Genomic DNA, 21,284 nt, shown 5'->3' with positions numbered 1-21,284 from the left:
AGCTAACCGTCCTTGCCCAAGATAACTTCGTAGTCCATGGCGCCGTGCAGTACATGGACTACCTCTATGCGATCGTCCGTGATCCGATAAACGATCAGGTAGTTCCCGTGTACCTTGCGACGAATCTGACGGTGCACGAAACCGGCCAGCAAAGCGTTCGCATAGGGCCGCTCCTTGATCTCACGAAAACGCTCGCGCAATTGCGCGGTCATTCGCAGGGCTGCGCGCGGGCTATCATGAGCAATGTAGTCAGCTATCCGTGCGACTTCTGCCCTGGCAACACCAGAGACAACCAGCTTCATTCGCCAGCCATGCGGCGATATTTCTGCTCCAGACGGTCTAGGAAGACTTCTGCATCTTCGACATCGCCGGCATCGGCAGATGCGATGCCGCGTTCGATGGCTTCATGCAGGGAGCGCAGGCGTGCCTCCCGCTCCTGAACCAGCCGCACGCCTTCGCGTAGCACTTCGCTCTTGGAGTGATAGCGCCCGGAAGAGACGAGCTCCGTCACCGCTTTTTCGAGCGTCTCGCCCAGTTCCGCACTGATCGCCATCGGACGCGTCCCAAATAGTTACCGCCTTCAATAACTATTATTGGCCTGTCGGAAGCGGTAATCAAGGGCGACCGCTACGCCGCCAGCGCCTCGCGCACGCTGTCGATGATATAGGCTTGGTCGTCCGCCTGCAGATAGGCGTGCATCGGCAGGCTGAACACGTCCTGCGCGACACGGTCGCTGACTGGCAGACCGTTGCCGGCCACCGGGAAATGCCTGTAGGCCGTCTGCCGATGCAGCGGCTTCGGATAATAGACGGCAGTCGGCACGCCCTTGTCCTTCAGCCGCCCGAGCACGGTGGCGCGGTCCTTGCCCGGCGCGCGGACCGTATATTGCGCCCAGGTCGACACGCAGCCCTCCAGCACCTTCGGCACAATCGCGACATCGGCCAGCCCGTCATTGTAGGTGCCGGCGATGCGGTTGCGCGCCTCGATCTCCTCGGCAAAGATCGCCAGCTTTTCGATCAGGATCGCCGCCTGCAGCGTGTCGAGGCGACCGTTCATGCCGATGCGGACATTGTCGTATTTGTCCGTGCCCTGTCCGTGTACGAGCAGCGAGCGGATCACCGCTGCCGTCTCGTCGTCGTCGACGAAAATCGCGCCGCCGTCGCCATAAGCTCCGAGCGGCTTTGCCGGGAAGAAGCTGGTCGTGGTCATTTCGCCGACGGTGCCGACCTTGCGGCCGCGATAGGTGCCGCCGAAACCCTGCGCGGCGTCGCAAAGCAGCCACATGCCGGCCTCCGCCGCGATCGGCTCGATGGCCCCGTAATCGGCCGGCTGGCCGAACAGGTCGACGGCGATCACCCCCGCAAGCGGCAGCCCGTCCCGCTTCGCTTGGCTGATGGCAAGCTTCAGGCTGGCCGGATCGAGGTTGAACGTGTCTTCGAGAATGTCGACGAAATAAGGCACCGCGCCCAACATGGCGACCACTTCCGCCGTCGCGGCGAAGGTGAAGCTGGGGCAAAACACTGCCTGCCCGGCCTTCAGCCCCTTAGCCATCAGGCAGAGTGTTAGAGCATCGGTACCGTTGGAGCAGCCGATCGAATGTTTTACGCCGCAGAAGTCGCTGAGCGCGGCCTCGAACTCACCGACCTCGGGGCCGAGAATATATGCGCCGTGGGCTAAGACCCGCTGGATCGCTGCGTCGACCTTGACCTTGATGCGCTCCTGCTGCGCGGGAAGATCGATGAAGCGGATCGGTTTTCTGGTCATGCGGAACCCGGGTTCGAGAGAATCGGCAACCGCGCTCCAGTCGGAGCGCGCGGCGCACTCCGTAGCGTCGTTTCTCCGGCAAAGTCAAAACACACGCATTTTCAGGCCGATACGGAGCGTGTGATCGAAGCGCCCGCGCCGTTGCCCCGGAGTACGAGGCAAATGCCGGCCCGGCTAAGCCTTCACGACCTTGTCCGACCGCACACCCTTGCGCTCGCAGGCGTTGCGCGTATCGACCACCAGCCTGCTACCGGCAACCAGTTCGGCATAGTCGATCGCGTCGTGGTCGGTGGCGATCAGCGTGATATCGTAGCGCTCGAACGTGGTGGCGTCGACCCCGACCGATTGCCGGCCCGCATATTCCGGATGCTCGCGCGTCATGGTGATGACCGGCACATGCGGGTCGAGATAGTCGACAAGCGCGCCGCGTTCCTCCAGCAGCCGGATCAGCGTCAGGCCCGGGCTTTCGCGGATGTCGCCGACATTCTTCTTGTAGGCGAGCCCAACCAGCAGCACCTTTGCGCCCTTCAATCCCTTGGCGAAACGGGCGTTGAGCGCCTCCATGGCGACCGAGACGACATGCGCCGGCATGGCCGTGTTGATCTCGCCGGCGAGTTCGACCAGCCGCGTCGACATGTCGAATTCGCGCGCCTTCCAGGTCAGGTAGAATGGGTCGATGGGGATGCAGTGGCCGCCCAGCCCCGGCCCCGGATAGAACGGCATGAAGCCGAATGGTTTTGTCTTCGCAGCGTCGATGACTTCCCAGACGTCGATGCCCATGGCGCCGTAGATAAGCTTCAACTCATTGACCAGCGCGATGTTGACGGCGCGGAAGATGTTCTCCGTGATCTTAACAGCCTCGGCCGCGGCCGTGGACGACACCGGTACCGTCTTGACGACGATCTGATCGTAGAGCGCGACCGCCAGCTCCAGCGCGATCGGGTCGGCGCCGCCCACCACTTTCGGAATCGACTGCGTGCCGTAGTCGGGATTGCCTGGATCCTCGCGCTCGGGGCTGAAGGCGACGAAAAAGTCCGCCCCGCTACGGAGCCCGCTCTTCTCCAGTTCAGGCACCAGCAGTTCGGTGGTCGTGCCGGGATAGGTGGTGGATTCCAGCACGACGAGCTGGTTTTTCCTAAGATGCGGCGCGATCGAGCGGGCCGTGCCTGCGACGTAGGAAAGATCGGGCTCGCGGTGTTTCGTGAGCGGCGTCGGCACGCAGATGACAATCGCATCGGCTCGCTCGATCGCCGAGAAATCCGCCGTGCAGGCGAGGCGGCCCTCACCGATCCTCTCGACGAAATAGGCGGCGTCGAAATGCCTGAGATAGGCGACGCCCTCATGCAGCATCCTGATTTTTTCAGGATCGATGTCGATGCCGAGGCCTGTGAAACCCGCCTCCACCACGGCCTTCACCAGCGGCAAGCCGACATAACCTAACCCGATGACGGCGACCCTCGCCTGCCGGTTCCTGAAGGTAGAAAGAAGGTCGGAAGCGTTTGCCGGGTGTGCTGTCAATCGAGGCCCCTGAAAACCGAAGATCGGCACCTTCAATGATCGACTTGCGTGGACAAGGCAAGGCAGCCGCGGGCCGGGACGCTCCTCGGACGACGACACCGGCTGGAGGAGTCCGCGAGTTTCAGATGCGGAAACATCGCATCCGGCGACATCTTCCAGATCGCAATTCCCCCATGCATTCAAAAACATTCCGGGCTATGTGTCCGGCGGACGCAATCTGGAATCCAGGGAAGAGAACAGCATGCATGTCATGATCATTGGCGGCGCCGGCATGGTCGGCCGCAAGCTCGCCGACCGCCTCGCTGAAAAGGGCACCGTCGGCAAATCGCCGATCGACCGGATGACGCTGGTCGACGTGGTCGAACCCGCCGCGCCTAACACCACCGCCGCGGTGAAGACGATCGTGACCGACCTGTCGACGCCGGGCGAGAGCGAAAAACTCGTTGCGATGCGGCCGGACGCGATCTTCCACCTCGCGGCAATCGTGTCAGGCGAGGCGGAAGCCGATTTCGACAAGGGTTACCGGATCAATCTCGACGGCACGCGTTTCCTGTTCGAGGCAATCCGCCAGGAAGGCCTGCGGCAGCCCTACAGACCGCGCGTCGTGTTCTCGTCCTCGATCGCCGTCTTCGGCGCGCCGTTCCCGCAAGCCATTGGAGATGAATACTTTTCGACCCCGGCGACGAGCTACGGCACGCAGAAGGCAATCGGCGAACTGCTGCTTTCGGACTACAGCCGGCGCGGCTTTTTCGACGGCATCGGCATCCGTCTGCCGACCATCTGCATCCGGCCCGGCAAACCCAACAAGGCCGCTTCCGGCTTCTTTTCCAATATCTTGCGCGAACCGCTGTCCGGTCAGGAGACCGTCCTGCCGGTATCGGAAAGCGTGCGCCACTGGTTTGCCAGCCCGCGCGCCGCGGTGAACTTTTTGGAGCACGCGGCGACGATCGATCTCGCGCCGCTCGGCCATCGGCGGAACCTGTCGATGCCGGGTCTGTCGGCGACGGTCGGGGAAGAAATCGAGGCGCTGCGCCGCTTCGGCGGCGACAAGGCGGTGAAGCTCATTCGCCGCGAACCCGATGAAACCATTATCAAAATCGTCGCGGGCTGGGCGGAGCGGCTGGATACGCCGCGCGCCGAGGCGCTAGGGTTCCGCGCTGAAACCTCCTTCGACGAGATCGTGCGGGCGCATATCGAGGACGAGCTGGGCGGCAGGATCTGACGCCCAAACAGGCTCCGCCAAAGGCGTGTGAAGTCGGGAATATCCGGCGATATCAATCGCTTGAGGTGACGACGTCGCGAAAACAGCGCCATGGACTTCACTTGGAGCCCGCTTTTGGGTCCGCTGCAGCGATTCTTCGGCATTTCGGCTTTCCGCGAGGGGCAATTTCATTCATGGAACCGTGCCACGAAATCGGCAGAACGGTCTGGCCGTTGATACCGCTATCATGGTAGGGCCACTTCCCGCGCCTGCTGCCAATCCCGGCGGCGGCGTTCCGGCCCATAAGACGGGCCGCGTCCGCGTTGTCGATGCAGGACTGAATCCGCAGATTTGTTCTTCCCTAGGAGAGACTTTGAAATGAAGCTGTTGCGCTACGGCCCCGCCGGCCAGGAGAAGCCCGGAATTCTGGACAGGGACGGCCGCATCCGCGACCTGTCGGGCAAGGTGTCCGACATCGCCGGCGCCACGCTGCTCCCGGAAGGACTCGAGGCCATCCGCGCCATCGAGGTCTCCACCTTGCCGCTGGTCGAAGGCAACCCGCGCCTCGGCCCCTGCGTTGCCGGCACCGGCAAATTCATCTGCATCGGCCTGAACTATTCGGACCACGCCGCCGAGACCGGCGCGACGGTGCCGCCGGAGCCGATCATCTTCATGAAGGCGACTTCGGCCATCGTCGGCCCGAACGACCCGGTCGAGATCCCGCACGGCTCGCTCAAGACCGACTGGGAAGTTGAGCTCGGCGTCGTCATCGGCAAGAAGGCGAAATACGTGACCGAGGACGAGGCCATGGACCACGTCGCCGGTTACTGCGTCATCAACGACGTGTCGGAGCGCGCCTTCCAGGCCGAGCGCCAGGGCCAGTGGACCAAGGGCAAGTCCTGCGACACCTTCGGTCCGACCGGCCCGTGGCTGGTGACGGCCGACGAGGTTCCGGACCCGCAGAACCTTTCGATGCATCTCGAGGTCAACGGCCGCAAGTTCCAGGATGGCTCGACCAAGACCATGGTCTACGGCGTGCGCTATCTGGTTTCCTACCTGTCGCAGTTCATGAGCCTGCTGCCCGGCGACATCATCTCCACCGGCACCCCGCCCGGCGTCGGCCTCGGCCAGAAGCCGAACATCTTCCTCAAGGCCGGCGATGTCGTCACGCTCGGCATCGAGGGTCTTGGCGAGCAACGCCAGGAATTTGTTCAGGGCTGATTGAGACTCGACCGGGCACCTTGCGCAAAGAGGCTCGGCTCGCAATTTACAGACAATGGCGCCGCGATCCGCGGCGCCATTGAAAAGCCTATGAAGGCTAAAGAACTCCCGTCAGCAGCCCTACTCCTGCGACAGCGGCCAGGCCGCCTGCCGATCGCACGACGACCTGGCCGTGGCTCTCGCCGGCCTTGCCGATCATAAAACCCACGCCGATGCCTGCGGCGTGCAGCAGCGCCGTGGCGATCATGAAGCCGGCCGCGTAGGCGAGACCACCAGCGTTCTCCGGCATCTCGGCACCATGGGCATGGCCGTGGAAGATCGCGAAGAGGCCCACCACGCCCATCGCCATCGCGACCGGCGCCTTGACGCCAAACGCCACGGCCGCGCCGAGCGCGACCACCGAAAGGGCGATTCCGGTCTCGACGAAAGGAACCTCGATCCCGGCGACGCCCAGCGCGCCGCCAAGCGCCATGACAGCCACGAAACTCGCCGGCACCAGCCACAGCGCCCGGCCGCCGAGTTGCCAGGCGAAGACGCCGACCATCACCATCGCAAGGATGTGGTCGAGGCCCGATACCGGATGGGCAAAGCCGTGCAGAAAACCGCCGGCGCCGCCGGCGCCGGTATGCGCCAGCGTGGCCGTCGGGAGGAAGGCAGCCGCCATCGCCATGCCGCGCGCTATCGTCACTCTGAATTTCATTCGCCTGACCCCATCAAAAATCCTCTCGAGCCATTGGTGGCATCTTCGCCGCATCGAGAAAACAGAAAACCAATGTCGGTGCGGATTATGCGCGGCGCCAGCCCGATGCCGCAAGGCAGCACCGCGTCGATTTGCCGGGGTAAAACCACATCCTTGTACCGAAAACGCTCTGGCGTTTGGGCGCATATGCTGCGACCGTGCGGCCGAGGGGAATAGCATGCCGACGAACCATCGCCATTCGCTGACGCGTCTGGAGCCATTTCTTGACGCGCATGCGCTGTCCGGCGGCAGGCCGATCTGCCCCCTCCCCTTGCCTTCGATCGTCCCCCTGATCTCCTGGGTCGCCTAGATGGCAACCGAAACCCGCCAGCCGCAAAGCGGCAAGTCTCCGGTCGTCGCGGCGGGCGACGCGTCGCAGGCTGCCGCGCCCGCCGGAACCGCCGCAGCCACGCCGGACGTCGTCGCAGCCCGCTGGGTTCAGCCGCTGCGGCTGCATCTCAGCATCGTCATCGTACTGCTGCTGATCGGCATCTCCGTGCCGCTGATGGCGCTCACCTACGAGCAGGGGCGGCGCATGGCGCTTGCCAATGCCGAGCAGCAGATGGCGCAGCTCAGTCAGCAGACGATCGACCGCTACCGCAGCCTGTTCGGCGACGGCTATTCCACCGTGACGGTTGCGTCGGTGCTGACCCCGCTGCTGACCGCCCCACCGCAGGACCTGAAGGCCAATACCGACTACCTGATCAAGACGCTCGAGGGCTCGCCCTATATGGACGGCGCCTATGTCGGCTATCCGGACGGCTCGTTCCTGCATGCCGTCGCGGTCACCCGCAACCCGAAATGGATCGAGGCGGCGGACATGCCCGCCGATACCGTGTTCGCGGTGCGGACCATCGAACAGCAAGAGACCGGCCCGGTGCTCACCTGGCGCTTCCTCGACCGCAACAATGTGACGATCGCCGAGCGTTCCACCGACAAGGTGACCTACGACCCGCGCCGCCGTCCATGGTACCGGGCCGCCTCGAAGGCCGGCGAACCTGTCTCGGTCGGCCCCTATGTGACGGCGACGACCGGTTCGCTGGCGCTGACGCTGGCGGCGCCGATGGCGGGCGACGGCGGAGTGGTGGTCGGCGTCGACCTGCTTCTGGAAACGCTGAGCCGGGTGCTGGCCGACGGCGCGGTCTCGACGAATGCGCGCGGCTTCGTCTTCGACCGCGAGAAGAAGTTGATCGTCCATTCGGACGAAGCGACGATGAACGGCATTCTCGAAGGTTTCGCCGGGGTTTCCAAGGCGGGCAGCCAGCCTCCGCCGGTCGACCAGGCCCTGGATGCGATCAAGGAGGAATTACGCGTCATCGCCGAAAACCAGGACCGGACGGCGCGTTTCCAGGTCGCGGGCGAGCCCTATCTGGCGCGCATCTCCCCGGTTGGCTTCTCCGACCTGCTGAAGGGCAACACCATCGTGATCGCCGCACCGCTGTCCGATTTCGTCGGCCCGAGCGAGCGGCTGCTGCGAAAGAACCTGATCGTCACCGGCATCGTGCTGCTCGCGGGAATCCTGGTCGCGCTGCTGGTGGCGCGGCTGATCAGCCGGGCGCTGCTCGGCCTGTCGGAAGACGCGCGCCAGATCGGCAACCTCGACTTCGACGCGCCGCCCGCGCCGAATTCGTGGATCGCCGAGATCAACACGCTGTCGCGGGCGCTGGCCGCGGCGCGCGAGGCGATCCGCACCTTCGCGCTCTACGTGCCGCGCGAGGTCGTGCGCACCATCGTCGCCTCCGGCCAAGCCAAGGCCGGACAGGCGGCCAGGCAGGACGTGACGGTGCTGTTCACCGACATACGCGACTTCACCACCATCTCGGAGCAGCATTCGCCCGAGGAGGTGGTCGGCATGCTGTCGGTCTATTTCGACACGATGAACCCGATCGTCGAGCGCCACAACGGCGCGATCATCCAGTATCTGGGCGATTCCATCTACGCAATGTGGAACGCGCCACTCGCCGATCCGGCGCATGTCGACGACGCCTGCCGCTGCGCTCTCGAGCTCAAGGCTGCGATCGACGAGCTCAATTTGCGCTGCCGGCGGGAGGGACGCCCCGAACTGGTGACGCGCTTCGGCGTGCATACCGGCGAGGCGGTGGTCGGCAGCGTCGGGGCGCAGGCGCGGCGCCAGTACACCGCCATGGGCGACACGGTGAACGTCGCCTCGCGGCTGGAAGGCATGAACAAGCAGTACGGCACGACGATCCTGGTCAGCGACGCGGTGCGCGGCAAGAGCGGCGGCGGCTTCACCTTTCGCAGCCTCGGCGTCGCCCAGGCCAAGGGCCGCGCCGCCGGGATCGAGATTTTCGAGCTGGTCGGCGAGACGAACGGAACCGCGCCCGGCGCCTGACCCGTGAGGCCGACGGCCGGCCTGGCGCCGCTGACCGCGCGGCAAGCCGAGCCTCCGCCCAAGTACCTTCCAGCCTTCCAGCGAAACCAAGCGGATCGTGCCTATATCCGCTTGCCCCTCGAAACGCCTTGTTGTACGATCGTTCAACAAGGCGTTTTCCGGGACATCCCCGCCGTGGTGCGAACCGAATTCCCCTTCGAGGTCGAAACGATCGATCCGCTCTGGATCATGCTGGCGGACGGCACGCGGATCGCCGCCACGCTGTGGCGTCCGGTGACCGACAAGAAGGCGCCTGTGGTCGTCGAAATGGTGCCCTACCGCCGCCGCGACGGCACCGTCGCCCGCGACATGGACATGGCTCCCTGGTACGCCGGCCACGGCCTCGCCTATTGCCGGGTCGACATACGCGGCGCGGGCGATTCCGATGGCGACCTTGCCGACGAGTATCTGCCGCGCGAACAGGAGGATGCCTGCGAGATCATTGCATTCCTCGCCGCCGAGCCCTGGTGCAACGGCAGTGTCGGCATGACCGGCATTTCCTGGGGCGGCTTCAATTCGTTGCAGGTGGCCGCCCGCCGACCGCCGGCGCTGAAGGCGATCATCGCCCATTGCGCCACCGACGACCGCTATGCCGACGACATCCACTACATGGGCGGCGCGCTGCTGACCGAACAGGAGATGTGGTCGAACTTCATGCTGGTGAAGAAGGCGATGGCGCCCGATCCGCAGATCGTCGGCGACGCCTGGCGCGGCATGTGGGAAGAGCGGCTGAAGACGACACGGTCGCTGTCGGAGATCTGGCTCGGGCATCAGCGCCGCGACGCCTACTGGAGGCAGGGTTCGGTCTGCGAGGATTTTTCCGCAATCGAATGCGCGGTGATGGCCGTCTGCGGCTGGGAGGACTCCTATTCGAACTTCGTGCCGCGCCTGCTGGAGAAGCTTTCGGCGCCGAGGCTGGGAATCGTCGGGCCGTGGTCGCATGCCTATCCCTGCCGCGGCGCGCCCGGCCCGCTGATCGGCTACCTGCAGGAGGCGTTGCGCTGGTGGCGCCATTGGCTGAACGGCGAGGACACCGGCATCATGGACGAGCCGATGTATCGCGCCTGGATCACCCGCGAGGAACGGCCAAAACCGTTCTACCTGCCCGACCATGCGGGATCGTGGGCGACGGAAGAAAAATGGCCGTCGCCGCGTATCGAACGCCGGACGCTGCACATGAACGCCACCGGACTGGGGCCGGAAGCGGTGACGGGCGGGACGCGGTCCGTGTGCTCGCCGACCAATGCCGGCCGCGACTGCGGCCGCTGGGGCGGTTATGGCGGAAGCTGTCCCGACATGGCGATCGACCAGCGCCGCGAGGACGGGCTGGCGCTGTGTTTCGACACCGAGCCGCTCGACGAGCACCTGACGCTGCTCGGCGCGCCCGAGATCGATCTTCTGGTCACGGTCGACCAGCCGCATGTCAACCTCGCCGCCCGGCTCTGCGACGTCTACCCGGACGGCACGTCGGCGCTGATGACCTATGGCGTGCTCAACCTCAGCCAGCGCGACAGCCATGAGTTCCCGGAGCCGTGCCCCGTTGGCAGGCCGTTTCGCGTCCGGCTCAAGCTCAACGATTTCGGGAGGATCGTCCCGAAGGGCCATCGCGTCCGGCTGGCCATCGCCAATCAGCATTGGCCGATCCTGTGGCCGCAGCCAAGACTCTCGACGCTGACGGTGGCGACGGGCGAAAGCACCCTTATTTTGCCCGTCCGCCCGCCATCACCACTCGACGGCACGGTACGCTTCGAACCGGCCGAGACCGCGCCGCCAGTCCCGACAACCGTGTTCGAACAAGGTTTCGACCGTCGCATCGTCACCGACGATGTCGGCGGTGGCCTGCAGACGATAACCCTCACCTCCGATCACGGCCGCCTGCGCTATGACGACCGCGGCATAACCGTTGCATCGGCCAACACCGACATCATGAGCATCCGCCCCGACGATCCGCTTTCGGCGAAGCTGGTGACCGAGTACCGTTGGGCGATCGAGAGCGGCGAGGCCGACACGGAAAGCGCGGCGCGCACCGAACTGACGGCCGACGAGACGCATTTCACCCTGAGCTGGCGTCTGGAGGCGCGAGAACGAGGCCAACTCGTTCACAGTGCCGCGGCGACGCGGCGCATCAGGCGCGACTTCGCCTGACGGGAGCGGGAGGCCATGCTCACCTACGCCTTCAAGCGCATCGGTCTCGGTCTCCTGATCCTTATCTTCGTCATGGTCGCAATGTATGCGGCTGTCTTCCTGGTTCCAGGCGACCCGGCGAGCGTGGCGCTCGGACCGCGCGCCACACCCGAACTCAAGCGGATGCTTACCGAGCGCATGGGCCTCGACCAGCCGGTGTGGTGGCAGATCGTCCAGTTCTTCCGCAACGCGCTGACCGGCAATCTCGGTTACGACGTGTGGTCCAACCGCCCGGTGTCGACGCTGGTCATGGCGGCCCTGCCCAACACGCTGATCCTCGGCGTGGCCGCGCTTGCGACCGCGCTGATCATCGGCGTGCCGCTCGGCTGCCTGTCGGTGATGCGGCGCGGCACGGCGGCCGACACGGCGATCGGCGTGGTGTCGGTCGCCGTCATCGCCGTGCCGTCTTTCGTCGTCGCCATCTATTCGCTGCTGGTGTTCGCGGTCACGCTGCGCTGGCTGCCGGCGATCGGCGCCGGCGAGGCCGGCAGCATCGTCAGCCAGATCGAGGCGCTGATCCTGCCAGCGCTGGCGATCGCGCTCGGCTGGATCGGCTACATCGCCCGCATGGTGCGGGCCTCGATGATGGAGGTGATGGGCGAGCCGCATATCCGCACCGCGCGCTCCTTCGGCCTGCCCGAATGGAAGATCGTCTCCAAATACGCGCTGCGCATCGCCATCATCCCGACCATCTCGCTGGTCGCCGTGGGCCTGGGCTCCATCCTGTCCAGCGCCGTCTTCGTCGAGGCGGTGTTCGCCCGGCCCGGCATCGGCAAGCTGATCACCGACGCCGTCAACACCCGCAACTATCCCGTGGTGATGGGCACGGTGCTGATCATGACCGCCATCTATGTTTCCATCACCATTGCCGCCGACCTGCTGATCGCGCGGCTCGACCCGAGGGTGCGCGATGTCTTCCGTGGCTGAGGTTGGCGCTTCCTACAGCGGCCGGCAACGCTTCCCGGCGCTGCGCGCGCTGCTCGCCGACCCGATCACCAGCATCGCGCTGGTGCTGGTCGTCGGCTTCCTGGTCACCGCGGCCTTCGCGCCGTGGCTGGCGCCCTATTCGCCGACCAGGATCGACGTGCTGCACAAGCTGCAGCCGCCGTCCATGGAGCACTGGTTCGGCACCGACCATCTTGGCCGCGACCTGCTTTCCCGCGTCATCCACGGCGCGCGCACCGCGCTGATGATCGCCATGGTCTCGGTGGCGATCGCCGGCGCCGTCGGGCTGCTGCTCGGGCTCATCGCCGGCTACGGGCCGCGCTGGCTCGACGCCATCCTCGTGCTCACCTTCGACAGCCTGAACTCGCTGCCGATGATCATGTTCGCGCTGGCCATCATCACCGTGCTCGGCGCCGGCACAGGCACGCTGATCCTGGTCATCACCATGACCTCGTTCCCGAGCTATGCGCGGCTGATCCGGGCGCAGACGCTGGCGCTCAAGAACAGCGACTACATCCTCGCCGAACGGCTGCTCGACGCCGGCCCGTTCCGCATCATCTTCATCCATCTCCTGCCCAATGTCGTCGGCCCGCTGATCATCCTCCTGTCGATGGACATACCGGTCGTCATCATGGTGGAAGCCGGCCTGAGTTTCCTCGGCCTGGGCGTCCGGCCGCCGACCCCGTCCTGGGGCTCGATTCTCTATGACGGCTATACCTCGATCCGTTCCGCGCCGTTCATGGTGATCTTCGGCGGCCTGCCGCTGGTGCTGGCGACGCTGGGCTTCACCTTCCTCGGCGAAGGCCTGCGCGACTATCTCGACCCGCGCATGAGAGCGGGGCGGCCCGCATGACCGGCTCGCTCTCCGCCCAAAACCTCAGCGTCCGCTACGAGACGCCTCAGGGCGCGGTGAACGCATTGCGCCACGTCGATATCGAAGCCAGCCCGGGGGAGGTGATCGGCATCGTCGGCGAGAGCGGCTGCGGCAAGTCCACGCTGGTCACGGCGCTCGCCAACCTGCTGCCGGCCAATGCGCGTGTCGAAGGCTCCATTGTTTACAACGGCACTGATCTCGTCGGCCTCGACGCCCACCGCCAGCGCATGCTGCGCGGCGACGAGATCGCGCTGGTCGGCCAGGACCCGATGACGGCGTTCAACCCCGTGCTGACCATCGGCGACCAGCTCGTCGATTTCCAGCATCGCCGCCGCGATCTGAGCCGCGGGCAGAAGAAGGAGCGCATCGCCGCCATGCTGGCGCGCGTCGGCATCGCCGATGCCGCGCGCCGCATGGCGAGTTATCCGCACGAACTGTCGGGCGGCATGCGCCAGCGCGTCGCCATCGCCGCGGCGCTGCTCACCGACCCCGGCCTGCTGATCGCCGACGAGCCGACCACGGCGCTTGACGTGACCATGGAGGCGCAGATCATCCATCTGCTGCGCGAGTTGCGGCGCGAGTTCAACGGCATCATCATCGTCGTCTCGCATCATCTCGGCGTGATCGCCGAACTCTGCGACCGCGTCTACGTCATGTACGCCGGCGAAGTGGTGGAGGAAGGCGGGGTCGATGCGATCTTCCACGATGCGCGGCACCCCTATACGCAGGCGCTGCTGGCCTGCGACCCCGCCCGCTTCCACGACAGGCTGGAGCGGCTGCCGACCATTCCCGGCACGCTGCCGAGCCTGCTGGCGCCGCCGGCGGGATGTGTCTACGCCAGCCGCTGCGACCGCGCCTTCGCGCCCTGCCTGACGGTGCTTCCGCCAAAGGTGACGGTGTCGACGCGGCATGCGGCCCGCTGTCATGCGGTGGCCGCATGAGAACAAACGCGCCAACGCCTCCCTCCCCCTTGAGGGGAGGGTGGCCCGAAGGGCCGGGTGGGGTCGCCGCGGGAGAGCTCGACGTTCTTCTTTGCGCTGGCGTGTTGGAGGTTACCCCACCCGCCTCGCTTCGCTCGGCACCCTCCCCTCAAGGGGGAGGGATACGCCCATGACCCCGCTGCTCGCCGTCGAGGATTTGTCCGTGACCATCGGCCAGGGTGGCTTCCTCAGCCGCCTGCTCGATCCCCGGCCGCTGCCCGGTTTCAACATCATAGACGGCGTCACGCTGGCGCTCATGCCCGGCGAGACGCTCGGGCTGGTCGGCGAGTCCGGGTCGGGCAAGACGACGCTGGCGCGCACCATTCTCGGCCTGGTGAAGGCGGCGGCGGGCCGCATCGCCTTCGACGACCACGAGGTGCGGACATCAGTCGATTTCCGCGCCATGCGCCGCCGCTCGGCGATGATGTTCCAGGATCCCGTCGCCTCGCTCAGCCCGCGCCTGCGCATCGGCACGCTGCTCACCGAGCCGCTGGTCATCCAGGGCGTGGCGGTGCCGGACCGCCGTGCCACCGCCAAAACCCTGCTGGCGCAGGTCGGCCTGCCGGCTTCCTTCGTCGACCGGTTCCCGCACGAACTCTCCGGCGGGCAGGCACGCCGGGTCGGCGTCGCCCGCGCCTTGTCGGTGAAGCCGCGTCTGCTGCTCGCCGACGAGCCGACCGCCGGCCTCGACGTCTCCGTGCAGGGCGACGTGCTCAACCTGATCGCCGAACTCAAACGCGACCTCGGCTTCGCGGCGATGATCGTCACCCACAATCTGGCTGTCATTCGCCATGTCAGCGACCGCCTCGCCATCATGTATCTCGGCCGGTTGGTCGAGACCGGGCCGACGCAGGATGTGTTCGACGCGCCGATGCATCCCTACACGGCCACGCTGATCCAGTCCGAGCCGGTGCCCGACCCACGCCGGCGCCGCGCCGATCTTGCCATACGCGGCGAGATTCCGAGCGTGTTCAGGCGGCCCCCGGGCTGCGAGTTCCACACGCGCTGTCCGATCGCGCAGCCGCGATGCCGAACCGAGGCGCCGGCCTATCGCCACATGCCCGGCGAGCGGACGGTGCGCTGCCATTTCCCGCTCGAAACGGGCGGGCAAGAACGGGAAGCCTTCTCACGCGCTTCCCCCAACCACAGGGGAAACAGACATGATCAGATGGAACACCGACCGGCGTAACTTCTTGAAGGCGGCGGGCGCTTTCGGCGCCGCCGCGATGATGCGGCCGGGCTTCGCATGGTCCGCGGACGGCGACACGCTGCGCATCCGCATGGAAGGCGACATCCAGGTGCTCGACCCCGCCTTCATGATCGGCGGCATCGAGGACGTCATCATGCGCGGCATCTACGTCTCGCTGAACCGCCTCGGCGACTTGAGGGAGGGCGCGCCGTGGTCGCCCTGGGGCGCCGAGAAGCTCGAGCAGAAGGATGCCAAGGCGATCGCCTTCACCCTGATCGACGGGCTGAAATGGTCGAACGGTCTCGGCCCGGTGACGGCGGACGACGTGAAATTCTCCTATGAGCGCATCGCCGATCCGAACATGGCATCGCCCTGGGCCTACCAGTTCGAGCAGCTCGACCATGTCGAGGTGATCGACCAGCGCAACGGCATCATCCACCTCAAGAACCCGTACCAGCCGATCTTCGTCGTCAGCCTGCCCTATTATGGCGGGCACATCATCTCGAAGGCGGGCACCGAGAAGGCGGGCGGCAAATACACGACCGAGATACCGGCCACCTGCGGCCCCTACCTGTTCACCAGTTGGGAGCAGAAGCAGAAGGTGACGCTGACGGCCAATCCCGACTGGCCGGGGCCGAAGCCGGATTTCGCCAAGGTCGAGATCTACATCGTCGCCGACGACCAGGCGGCGCAGCTCGCCTACGAGGCCGACGCCTTCGATTACACCAAGATCGCGATTGCCGCGACCAAGGCCGTCAAGGCCAGCCCGCCGGCCAACACCAAGATCATCGAAGCACAATCCACGCGATACCAGTGGCTGTCGATCAACATGCTGAGCCCGCGCCTCAAGGACGCGAAAGTGCGCCAGGCCGTGCAATACGGCATCGATGCCAGCCAGATCCTGACCGGCGTCTATGACGATCTCGTGCCGCGTTCCACCGGCGTGGTGCAGCCAGGCACCAAATTCGCCCGCAAGAAGAACCTCATCGACGCTCCGGATTACGAGAAGGCGGCGGCACTGCTGGCGGAGGCCGGCGTCAGCGACCTGTCGCTGACGCTGACCGTGATGAACGATTCGGTGCGCACGGCTGTGGCGCAGATCATCCAGGCCAGCCTCGAGCAGGCCGGCATAAAGGTCGAGATCCAGCCTTACGACGAGGCGGCCTTCTGGGGTGTCGGCGACAAGACCAAGGGCGACGGCTACAAGGACATCGACCTGGCGCTGATGGATTTCGCCGGCGGCGTCGATCCGTCGGAAAATCTGGTCTGGTTCCGGCCGGACCAGATCGGCGTCTACAACTGGTCGGGCTTCGACAGTCCGGAATTCGAGAGCAGCTACCAGCAACTGATCTCCGAGACCGACGAGGCCAAGCGCATCGCGCTTTCGAACCGCATGGAGGACCTGATGGAGGAATCCGGCGGCTTCCTCTTCATCTGCCACCAGCCGCTCGTCGTCATCCACAGGGACGCCTTCACGCCGGTGATCTATCCCGACGGGCATCCGAACCCTGTGCTTTTCAAGAAGAATGCGTAGGCGGACCGTGGACAGCCCGGGCGCCGTGGATTAGCTGGGACCAGTGGCGGATACCGGATCAACGATCGAAAAGCGGAAGCGCGGCGCGAAAAAATCGCCGCGCTTCAGCCGCGAGCAGGCCGAGGTGCGCCGCGGCATGCTGGTCGAGGCGGCGGCCCGCTGCCTGTCTCAGGGCGGCATCGGCGCCTTCACCGTGGACAGGATCTGCCGCGAGGCCGGCGTATCGCGCGGCCTGATCAACCATCATTTCGACGGTCTCGATGGGCTTCTGGTCGAGGTCTACAAATCGTCGCTCTATGCCAGCGTGACAGCCCATATGGCCGAGGCCAAGCGCAGGCGAGCCGAGAATGCCGACTGGCCGCCGGAAACGGCGCTCGCGGCGCTGATCCAGTCGAACTTCTCGCCGCAGTATTTCAGCCGGGCGAACCTGCTGATCTGGCTGTCGCTATGGGGTGAGATCGCCATCAACGCCCGGCTCAAGGCGGCGCATCGCGAACTCTACGATGCCTATCGTGCCGAGCTTGCCGAGGACATAGCGGCCGTCGCCAGGGCACGCGACAGGGAGGTCGATGCGCCGGCGCTTGCCCGCAACTTCATCGCGCTGGTCGACGGGCTGTGGCTGGAGTGGTGCCTCGACGAGACGGTGGTGACGCCGGAGGCCGCGGAAGCGGCCGGCTTCGAGATGATCGAGGCGCAGGTGGGGGTGCTGAGGTAGCTGCGAAGCCTTTCGGCGATTGTCCAGATGCTGTATTGAACGCCGGCTGCGTGGGAGGCCGCGTCACAATGCCGTCATCTACCGAAGATTCGAAAGTCGTCGGCTTGAATGCTGATCGGGATACGCAACTCTCCATCCTCAACGAGACCGTCATCCGCCTTTCGCTCGAGTCATTCGAGCATTTCGTCCAGGTCATAAGTTCGCCAGCACCGACGCCTCCCGCCAAGGTCGCCGAAAGACTGGCGCGCAAGCATCCGCGGAACACCCCATAGACCGGTCTCACCGCGGTGACGTCGGCACTCCTCAATTCAGCGGCGAGCCCCCCTCGCGCTTGCGCCACTCCATGTAGTCCCTCAGCGCATCGTCGATGCCGGGGTCGATCGGCGGCTGCTCATAGTCGGCGACCAGCCGCTTCCAGATCGTGTTGGCCCTCTCCCGTGCGGTGATCTGGCCACGTTCGACCCATGTGTCGTAATTGTCCCAGTTGGACACCAGCGGCGAATAGAAGGCGCGCTCGTAGCGCTGCATCGTGTGCGCCGCGCCGAAGAAATGCCCGGCCGGGCCGACTTCGCGCACCGCGTCCAGCGCCAGCGTGTCGACGTTGACAACGGGCGGCTCGAAATAGGCGGCCATCATCTGCAGCATCTCGCAGTCGATCACCAGCTTCTCGAAGGAGGCCGTGAGCCCGCCGCCCAGCCAGCCGGCGGCGTGCAGGACCAGGTTGGCGCCTCCCATCAGGCAGCCCCATAGCGACATGGCGCTCTCATAGGTGGCCTGCGCGTCGACAGCATTGGCGGCGGTCACGTTGGACGAGCGGAACGGCACGCCGATCAGCCGGCAGAGCTGGCCGGTGATCTGCGCGGCCTGCGTATACTCCGGCGTGCCGAAGGCCGGCGCGCCCGTCTTCATGTCGACATTGGAGGTGAAGCCGCCATACATGACCGGCACGCCGGGCCGCACGATCTGGGTGAGCACGATGCCGGCCAGCGCCTCGGCATGCTGCTGCGACAATGCGCCGGCCAGCGTCACCGGGCTCATCGCGCCGGCAAGCGTGAACGGTGTGATCACGTTGACCTGGCCGTGCTGGGCAAGCGCAATCAGCCCCTCGGCCATCGGTTCGTCGAGTTGCAGCGGCGAGTTGGTGTTGATGATCCCGGTGAACACCGGCATCTCGGCCGCAAGATTTTCGCGCCTGGTGCCGAACGAGATGGCGACCATCTCCAGCGCGTCGATGGCGCGCCCCTTTCCCAACGTCTGCGGCTGCCAGTTTTTGTCGAGCAGCGTGATCTCGGCGTAATAGAGGTCGAGATGCCGCGTGTTCTGGTGCAGGTCGAGCGGCTCGAATGGCCCGCCGCCCTCCTGGTGCAGCACGTTGAAGGACTGGATCAGCTTCAGGTAGTCGCACATCTCGGCATAGGTGCCGGGCCGGCGGCCGCGGTCGTTGTCCATCACATAGGCCGGGCCGCCGACCGACGACAGGATGCAGTGCGGCCCGCCGACCTTAACGTTTTTCCGGGGATTGCGGGCGCGCAGTTCGAAGGATGAGGGCGCGGTGGCGATGCGTTCCATGACGAAGGCGCGATCGAAACGCACCCGCATCTCGCCCTCGTCGACCGTCGCGCCGGCTTCGCGATAGAGCCGCCGCGCCTGCGGCTGCAGCACACGCATGCCGATCTCTTCGAGGATGGTGAGGCCGGCTTCGTGGATCGCGTGGACATGATCTGCCGACAGCGGTTCGATCGGCGGATAGGGCCGTGTCAATTGCTTCCACGGACGCTGCTGGATACCACCGACCTCGCGTGGCGGGCGGCCGGGCCTGCGACGTGCCGAGCTGCGTTCCATCTCCGCTCCTATTCGGCCGCCGTGCGTGTTTCGAAATCCGGTGCGGCGTCGACGATCGGCGTATCGCGGCGGTAAGGCTGGAAAGCCGCCGCGCCCAGTTCGCGCGCGAATTTGTGGCCGCTGTGCACGGCGTGGACGATCGCGCCCGGCGCCAATGCGTCGCCGATGCGGTCGACGCCACGGATGCCGGCGGCGGAGATTTCGTCGGAACGCGCCACCAGGGCATCGTGAAGCTCGTTTCGCGGCAGCCTGAGTCCGACGATCAGCACGGAGCGGCAGGCAACGCGGCTCTCCTCGCCGGTGAAGAGATGCGCCAGCGTGGCCGCCTCGCCGTCGAAGGATTTTAGCACCTGCAGCGTCGCGACGGAGACACGACGTCGCGACAGCGCCCGGTGCACCAGCGGCAGCTCGTTTGTCATGATCGTCCAGGCCGAGGCCCGGCCGGCCGGCGTGGCGTAGCTGACCGGCACGCCCTGCGCCGCGAGATGCTCGGCGAGCACGCCGCCCATGTAATAATTATCGAAGTCGAAGACGAGCGTCGGTCCGTCGGGCAACCTGCCGGCGGCGATTTCGTCCGGCGTGAAGACGTTCGGCCCGTCGAGCCGGCCGACCGGGATCTCCATCGCCGAATAGAGCAGCTTGGTCCAGCGCGCCCCGGTCGCCAGTATCACTCGGTCCGGGGCCAAGTCTATGATCTCGTCCGCCCCGAGCGCGCTTTCAAGATAGAGCGAGACATTGGTCATCCGGTTGAGACGGCCGAGACGGTAGTCGACCACCCGGTTCCAGGCGGCAAGGCCCGGCAGCGTCCTCTCGAAGGTGAGTCGCCCGCCGAAGGCGCGGCCGCTGTCGGCCAGCGTCACCTCGTGACCGGCGCGGCCGAGCGTCAGTGCGCATTCCAGTCCGGCCGGCCCGCCGCCGACGATCAGGATCCTTTCGGGCTTCGCGGCTCGCTCCACCCGTTCGGGATGCCAGCCGCGCCGCCATTCTTCGCCGGCCGTCGGGTTCTGCGTGCAGCGCACCGGCACGCCGTCATGCCAGCTCGAGATGCAGATGTTGCAGCCGATGCATTCGCGGATCTCGTCCTCGCGCCCCTCCCGGATCTTGTTGGGCAGGAACGGATCGGCGATCGACGGGCGCGCGCCACCGATGAAATCGAGCACGCCGCGGCGGATCTGCGAGACCATCGTGTCGGGCGAAGTGAAGCGGCCGACACCGACCACCGGTTTTTTCGTCAGCGACTTGACGAAGTCGATCACCGGCTCGTGGCTGCCCTCGCCGGTGAAACGCGACGCCGAACAGTCGGTCGGGCTGGAATCCATCTTGACGTCGAAGAGGTCCGGCACATCAGCCAGCAGCTCGATCAGCTCGTGGGCCTCCGACGGCTGGTTCGCCCCTGGCCGCCCGCGCAGTTCCTCGAGGCTGACGCGCAGCGCCACGCCGCAATCCTTGCCGACGGCATCCTTGGTAACCTCGATCATCTCGCGCACGAAGCGCACGCGGTTCTCGATCGAGCCGCCATATTCGTCGGTGCGGTGGTTGTATTCCGGCAGCAGGAATTCGTAGCCGAGATAGCCCATGCCGGCATAGACATAGACGATGTCGAAACCGGCGGTGCGCGCCTTGCGCGCGCCCTCCGCCTGCCATCTCAGCACGTCGCGAATGTCGGCCCTGTCCATTGTCTTCGGACGCAGATTGCCCATGAAGCCGACATGCGTCGCCATCCACGGAATTCCCGACGGCGACAGCGGCGGCAGCCGGCTCGCCCGGTTCATCACCGAGGCGCCGCCGTGCCAGAGCTCGACGCCGGCCAGCGAGCCGTGGCGGTGAACGGCCTCGGTCATCAGCGCATGGGCGCGGATGTCGTTGTTGTCCCACATCGTCGCGAAGGGCAGCGGCGCGTCGTCCGAGCTCGGATCGATGGAGCAGGCGCCGGTGCAGATGACCCCCCAGCCACCCTCGGCCTTGGCCTCGCGGAAGGCGGCGCGGACGCGCGGCAGCGCGTTGGTCATGCCGCTCGCATGCGGCACCTGGTAGAACCGGTTCGGCGCGGTGACGGGGCCGATCCGCACCGGTTCGAACAGGATTTCGTAGCGCTGATCGATGCCCATCTCACCATCGCAATTGGCTTGTTGAACGATCGTACAACAAGCCAATTGCGAACACAATGGCCGCGCAAGTGACCGCCT

General features: G+C 65.8%; 17 protein-coding genes. 10 read left to right on the top strand and 7 right to left on the bottom strand.

Annotated features, from left to right (window positions below):
- Positions 1 to 2: 2 nt before the first annotated feature.
- The 4 genes from RB623_RS00720 to RB623_RS00705 all read right to left on the bottom strand — a co-directional run bounded on the left by RB623_RS00720 (position 3) and on the right by RB623_RS00705 (position 3,282).
- Positions 3 to 302, bottom strand: coding sequence for a type II toxin-antitoxin system RelE/ParE family toxin (locus RB623_RS00720; RefSeq protein WP_308054820.1), 300 nt, complete (start codon positions 300 to 302; stop codon positions 3 to 5).
- Positions 299 to 553, bottom strand: a complete 255-nt coding sequence (locus RB623_RS00715) for a type II toxin-antitoxin system ParD family antitoxin (protein WP_308054819.1) — start codon at positions 551 to 553, stop codon at positions 299 to 301. Before RB623_RS00715 ends, RB623_RS00720 begins: the two co-directional genes overlap by 4 nt.
- A gap of 74 nt (positions 554 to 627) precedes the next feature.
- Complete coding sequence (locus RB623_RS00710) at positions 628 to 1,764, bottom strand: DegT/DnrJ/EryC1/StrS family aminotransferase (RefSeq protein WP_308054818.1); 1,137 nt, start codon at positions 1,762 to 1,764, stop codon at positions 628 to 630.
- Positions 1,765 to 1,938: 174 nt separating this feature from the next.
- Positions 1,939 to 3,282, bottom strand: coding sequence for a nucleotide sugar dehydrogenase (locus tag RB623_RS00705; protein WP_308054817.1), 1,344 nt, complete (start codon positions 3,280 to 3,282; stop codon positions 1,939 to 1,941).
- 241 nt (positions 3,283 to 3,523) lie between these two features.
- Between RB623_RS00705 and denD the strand changes: the two genes are divergently transcribed.
- On the top strand, positions 3,524 to 4,504 hold the full coding sequence (denD, locus tag RB623_RS00700; RefSeq protein ID WP_308054816.1) for a D-erythronate dehydrogenase: 981 nt from the start codon (positions 3,524 to 3,526) through the stop codon (positions 4,502 to 4,504).
- A gap of 357 nt (positions 4,505 to 4,861) precedes the next feature.
- Positions 4,862 to 5,704 (top strand): fumarylacetoacetate hydrolase family protein, encoded by an 843-nt coding sequence (locus tag RB623_RS00695; protein WP_308054815.1) that lies wholly within the window; start codon positions 4,862 to 4,864, stop codon positions 5,702 to 5,704.
- Positions 5,705 to 5,801: 97 nt separating this feature from the next.
- On the opposite strand, the gene RB623_RS00690 is transcribed toward RB623_RS00695, so the two are convergent.
- The gene (locus tag RB623_RS00690; protein ID WP_308054814.1) at positions 5,802 to 6,404 is read right to left on the bottom strand and encodes a HupE/UreJ family protein; all 603 of its coding nucleotides are present in this window, start codon (positions 6,402 to 6,404) and stop codon (positions 5,802 to 5,804) included.
- Between the two features lie 349 nt (positions 6,405 to 6,753).
- Between RB623_RS00690 and RB623_RS00685 the strand changes: the two genes are divergently transcribed.
- The 8 genes from RB623_RS00685 (at position 6,754) to RB623_RS00650 (ending at position 17,256) form a co-directional block, all read left to right on the top strand.
- Entirely contained in the window at positions 6,754 to 8,796 is a 2,043-nt protein-coding gene (locus RB623_RS00685) for an adenylate/guanylate cyclase domain-containing protein (protein ID WP_308054813.1), read from the top strand.
- A 174-nt stretch (positions 8,797 to 8,970) separates the two neighbouring features.
- The gene (locus RB623_RS00680) at positions 8,971 to 10,980 is read left to right on the top strand and encodes a CocE/NonD family hydrolase (protein WP_308054812.1); all 2,010 of its coding nucleotides are present in this window, start codon (positions 8,971 to 8,973) and stop codon (positions 10,978 to 10,980) included.
- Between the two features lie 15 nt (positions 10,981 to 10,995).
- A complete protein-coding gene (locus RB623_RS00675) occupies positions 10,996 to 11,946 on the top strand; it encodes an ABC transporter permease (protein WP_308054811.1) in 951 nt (316 codons plus the stop codon).
- Complete coding sequence (locus RB623_RS00670; protein ID WP_308054810.1) at positions 11,939 to 12,817, top strand: ABC transporter permease; 879 nt, start codon at positions 11,939 to 11,941, stop codon at positions 12,815 to 12,817. Before RB623_RS00675 ends, RB623_RS00670 begins: the two co-directional genes overlap by 8 nt.
- On the top strand, positions 12,814 to 13,779 hold the full coding sequence (locus tag RB623_RS00665; protein WP_308054809.1) for an ABC transporter ATP-binding protein: 966 nt from the start codon (positions 12,814 to 12,816) through the stop codon (positions 13,777 to 13,779). Before RB623_RS00670 ends, RB623_RS00665 begins: the two co-directional genes overlap by 4 nt.
- Before the next feature lie 169 nt (positions 13,780 to 13,948).
- On the top strand, positions 13,949 to 15,007 hold the full coding sequence (locus tag RB623_RS00660) for an ABC transporter ATP-binding protein (protein ID WP_308054808.1): 1,059 nt from the start codon (positions 13,949 to 13,951) through the stop codon (positions 15,005 to 15,007).
- The gene (locus tag RB623_RS00655; RefSeq protein WP_308054806.1) at positions 14,979 to 16,541 is read left to right on the top strand and encodes an ABC transporter substrate-binding protein; all 1,563 of its coding nucleotides are present in this window, start codon (positions 14,979 to 14,981) and stop codon (positions 16,539 to 16,541) included. The genes RB623_RS00660 and RB623_RS00655 overlap by 29 nt, the downstream gene beginning before the upstream one ends.
- 43 nt (positions 16,542 to 16,584) lie before the next feature.
- Entirely contained in the window at positions 16,585 to 17,256 is a 672-nt protein-coding gene (locus RB623_RS00650) for a TetR family transcriptional regulator C-terminal domain-containing protein (protein WP_308054805.1), read from the top strand.
- 303 nt (positions 17,257 to 17,559) lie between these two features.
- Here RB623_RS00650 and RB623_RS00645 read toward each other — a convergent pair whose 3' ends face one another.
- Together RB623_RS00645 and RB623_RS00640 are read right to left on the bottom strand one after the other, a co-directional pair.
- Positions 17,560 to 19,098: a trimethylamine methyltransferase family protein gene (locus RB623_RS00645; protein WP_308054804.1), complete on the bottom strand. Its 1,539-nt coding sequence runs from the start codon at positions 19,096 to 19,098 to the stop codon at positions 17,560 to 17,562.
- 8 nt (positions 19,099 to 19,106) lie between these two features.
- On the bottom strand, positions 19,107 to 21,206 hold the full coding sequence (locus RB623_RS00640; protein WP_308054803.1) for an FAD-dependent oxidoreductase: 2,100 nt from the start codon (positions 21,204 to 21,206) through the stop codon (positions 19,107 to 19,109).
- Between the last annotated feature and the right edge of the window lie 78 nt (positions 21,207 to 21,284).

The sequence above is a fragment of the Mesorhizobium sp. LHD-90 genome (assembly GCF_030929505.1).
GTDB lineage: Bacteria > Pseudomonadota > Alphaproteobacteria > Rhizobiales > Rhizobiaceae > Kumtagia.
This window is presented reverse-complemented; position numbering and strand designations above follow the sequence as displayed.